General features: G+C 36.6%; 4 protein-coding genes. All 4 read right to left on the reverse strand.

The features are described 5' to 3' along the window. The coding region (locus AB1397_05815; GenBank protein ID MEW6482502.1) for a prenyltransferase/squalene oxidase repeat-containing protein at positions 1-392 on the reverse strand (392 nt) is incomplete at its 3' end. Between the two features lie 27 nt (positions 393-419). After that, positions 420-716: a hypothetical protein gene (locus AB1397_05820; protein MEW6482503.1), complete on the reverse strand. Its 297-nt coding sequence runs from the start codon at positions 714-716 to the stop codon at positions 420-422. Next, positions 713-1,198, reverse strand: a complete 486-nt coding sequence (locus tag AB1397_05825) for a hypothetical protein (protein ID MEW6482504.1) — start codon at positions 1,196-1,198, stop codon at positions 713-715. The genes AB1397_05820 and AB1397_05825 overlap by 4 nt, the downstream gene beginning before the upstream one ends. Then, positions 1,189-3,166, reverse strand: a 1,978-nt coding sequence (locus AB1397_05830; GenBank protein ID MEW6482505.1) for a hypothetical protein, incomplete at its 5' end; no start/stop codon positions are given. The genes AB1397_05830 and AB1397_05825, both read right to left, overlap by 10 nt.

The raw sequence follows: 3,166 nt of genomic DNA on the forward strand, positions 1-3,166 counted from the left end.
TATCCCCGATCTACTCCAAACCCACCATCTTCATTTTGAGATGAAGTCAGTGTGCCAATCAGTTCTGCTGTATCTGAGCCATAGTCAGCCAAAATCTTAATCTTCCTAGCAATAGCACGAGAGCTTGGGGTTTCTTGAGAAGAAATCCATTGGATGGCTTTTGTGTTGGTTGTGCCAAAATAACATAAAGTATCTGCTACCAAAGATGTATCCCTTAAACAAAGATTAGGATACTCTGTCTCTGTCCCCCAAGAGCCACTTGGGTTTTGGTTTAAAACCAACCATTCAACCCCCTTTTGAATAGCCAATTCCCCTTGACCTGCAAAGGCAATTGAGCCTTTAAGAAGAATCATCGGGATTGTTGTTAAAACTAATCTTCTAATCTTTTTCATAGATTTTATCCTCCTTTATCTCAAAGATTACTTAACATCCATTTGTTTTAATTTCCATCGTATATAATCTGGATATTGCTTTTGTGATAAATATATTCCTATTCCAATATTGACTCCAAAGAATGATAACCACGGCAAAGAGGGAAATATTATAGCAATTATAAACAAAACTATAAATCCAAGTATTGTATATATTATTGTTTTTTTCTTTTTCTCTGGCATGCCAAGTCGTTCATAGTTAAATCCACCTACTATTCCTCCAATTAGAAAAGAAGAGAGAAAGGATATTAAAATAAGCCATTTTGGATCCATCGGTTTTTTCATTTAAAAATCACCTTTTTTGTTTTCTCATCAATAGATGCATTAGAAGTTCTTCTGTAGATCTCAGTTATCAATTCCCGATAATTCTTGATAGATGAAGTAATCTTAATACTTCCATTTTTATTCCTTTTTTTATTATCTCTTATCTTTGAAATTACATATGTGGTTAACATCCCCGAGCCAATCATATCATCAGGAGTATGAATTGCTTCTATATCTTGCCACCTTATTTTTATCACTCGACGATTCCAAGAAGATAAGTAATTCTCACTAATGAGGCACTCTTGGTCTATTATTATCTTTGTATTGTTCAATACATAGAAAATATATGGACTTATTAAGATTGCTAAAACACCTCCTATTTGATAAAAAATTTCCTTTTCAAAAATCAATATTGCCAATCCTCCTGCAAAGAGTAAGATAGAAAAACCTACTATCTGCCATTTAGGAAGTTTATATATCTTTTGTATTGGTTCTATATCCATCTAACTTCAAACAAATATCGTTGATGGTAAACAAAAAAATGTATTAACGAAGGTTTAAAACTCAATCCCAGCCATTCATATAATAAATTTCTTAACCGAAATATAACTTCCCCCACAATAATGATAGTAATGATCGCAGGCAATAAGTACATATGTCCAACAACCCATATTGTTACCTCTATCATTACTATTGCTGCTACAAGAGCAATTACTATCTTGAGTGCTTTCTGATAATCTTTAAGTGAGTTATCCATATCAATTCCCAAAACCTCTAAGATAAAATCTATGATTCTTAAAACAGGACCTAATTTTCCAGCCAATTCTCCACCATCACGCTTAGCGTATCTGGAAGCCCAATTTAAAAACCCTCTTAGTCCTGTCTTGATGGCATTAAGTAGATCTGCCATCCAACCACCCCCTATTCCCCCACTAATCATATATGCCCCTGCCCCTGTTGTTGGGTCAATAATAGTATAGCCTATGCCTTCCCAGTCATAGTATTGAATCTCTCTTTGGGGAATGGTTACTATCTTTCCTGTGTTTATGGCATTTTGGAGATCATTCTTTACATCGTAAGAAACCTGAAGTTTTGGCAGAACTTGAGCTATGTTTTCCTTGTTTATTGAATATACAGGAATTCCATTATCGCTGGCTAATTGGAGTATCTTAACCGCAGAGACACCAAGTGTATTATAAAGAAGCTCAAATATCCCATGTTCCATTGCCGAGCCTATCATTCCAGAAGAAAGGATGAAGTTCTTTTCTTTTTCTTTATCTCCTGTTTTTGAGGCAATAGAAAATACATCCCGATCTACATCAATGCCCATTCCGGCAAAGCTTACTTTTTCTGGCATTGAGAAAAGATAAGAGACATTTAGGCCTAAGATTGTTATTCCTTCAGAAGGATGCTTGATGTAGCTTATGCCATAGATTTGGGAGGAAATGTGGTTATAAATATCTAATTGGGCAAAGTAGGTAAGCCCAGTAAGATAGAGGAGTTCCCCAATTGATTTGTTCCTCTCTATAGGTTGGGTTTCGCTTAAATTTACTACCTCTTTTAGCTTTGCGGTTCTTTGTTTAAGGAGACCAGAAGGGATCTTTTGAAGATTCAAGGTTATTGCGTAGTATGCACCAACTATAAGATCATTGGAAATTCGGTCAGTTAGGCCTATATTAGGCTCAGTAAATTCCATAATGAATTCCTGATTTGAGCCTAAACCTGCTGAAGAGCCTTCTATTTTATCTTCATCCTCAATGGTCAAAAGAGGCTTTAGTTCTACAAGGTAGGCGGGGGTATTGTAGATTCCGCCATAGCCTTCTACGGTTGCTTTATCTTCTGGGTTAGCATAGAGATAAGACAAGGTAATTCTTTTTCCTGCCAATTCTGGTATGCTTGCAGTATAGGTTTTCCCTCCAATTGAAAAGCTTACCTTATGCCTTAAGGTGTTAGGAATTTCAGAATATCGGGTTTGAACCAAGAGGGTTTTATTCGGCAAAGAGCAAGGCAAAATTCCAAATTCCTCCTTCTCTATCATCCTTGCTCCTAATAGGTCACCAAAGGTTGCTTCAGGCATATTGGTCTTAATATATTCTTCAAGCCTGGTTTGATAGTCGGTGAGTTTCGTATTGATAAGGCTTGAAGAAACATTTGTAACATAACCCTCGCTTTCGTTAATCGTAGCAGAACCTTTTATCTGGTCTATAAAGCTTTGGCTATCAAAGGGAAGTTCTTTCTCAAAGTCAATTCCTTCTTTTTCTTGATATTGCTTAAAGCTTACATCAAGGGGAATCCACATCTTTTGTCCCCTTGAGCTAACCCCTTCATCTGGAAGATATGGAATATATCCCTCAACCCAACAATGCTCTAATTGGATTGCCACAATCTTTCCACCAGAAGTAATAGCCTTTGAGGGAATGCCACCCGAGGCAAAGATTTGGGCACAGGTGGTTGGGTCTTTTACTCCAACC

This window comes from bacterium (assembly GCA_040756715.1).
GTDB lineage: Bacteria > UBA9089 > UBA9088 > UBA9088 > UBA9088 > JBFLYE01.